We start from the raw sequence: 867 nt of genomic DNA on the forward strand, positions 1-867 counted from the left end.
AAAGATGATACTTTGAAAATTGCTGAAAAATATCAGGCGCATATTTTATAAAAATTAAGCATGAAGAATTTTTCTCATTCATTTGCTAGAAATATGGGAGCAAAAAAAAGCAAGCGGAGAAATTATAATATTTATGACACAAGATGCATTGCCAATAGGTGATAATTGGATTTCTAAAATTGTAAAACCTATTGATGAATGTAAAGTAGCAGCGGTAAGTGTGGCAGAATTATGCCCTGATTCAACAGAATTATTTTACAAAATAGCAACAAAATCACACGCTGAGTTCTGTGGAATAACAGATGGAAATAGATATAATCAGTTGACGAAAAATGATGATGCCTTAGAACTTAGAAAGAAAGCATCTTTAACAGATATTACGTGTGCAATACATGCAAAAATTTTTAGAGAATATGGATATAGGTTTAATTATGCAGAAGATTTGGATATGGGGATTCGTTTGCTACGCGATGGTTATAGAATTGCAATATTATCAGATGTAAGGGTATTACATGGTCATAATAGAAGCTGCGGATATTACGTAAAACGAGCTTTGGTGGAACAGCTCTCATTTGATAGTATATTGCCACAATGTGCTTCCTATCCGGATGAGGTGCATAAGGTTGCCCTACGTATTATTTCTGCATCAGGAGTGGTAAAAAAGACATTGGATGCAGTAAAAGGAGTTGTTGAGTGAAGAAAAAACAATATCGGAATACTTGGATAAGATCATAGAAAAATTTGAACGGTATTTAAATAATCCGGAATTGTTTGATGGCACTGTATATTTACAATATACAGATAAATAGTAAATAATTGCATAGAAAAATGCCAGAAGTTTTGCCGAGCTGATTATATTGGAGATTA

At 32.8% G+C, this 867-nt stretch carries 1 protein-coding gene; it reads left to right on the forward strand.

Features of this window, described 5'->3' with window-relative positions:
- Nucleotides 1-133 precede the first annotated feature (133 nt).
- Nucleotides 134-697 (forward strand): glycosyltransferase family 2 protein, encoded by a 564-nt coding sequence (locus DWX76_RS13775; RefSeq protein ID WP_118570886.1) that lies wholly within the window; start codon nucleotides 134-136, stop codon nucleotides 695-697.
- Nucleotides 698-867 lie beyond the last annotated feature (170 nt).

The organism is Clostridium sp. AF21-20LB (genome assembly GCF_003478795.1).
In the GTDB taxonomy this organism is placed as follows: domain Bacteria; phylum Bacillota; class Clostridia; order Lachnospirales; family Lachnospiraceae; genus Otoolea; species Otoolea fessa.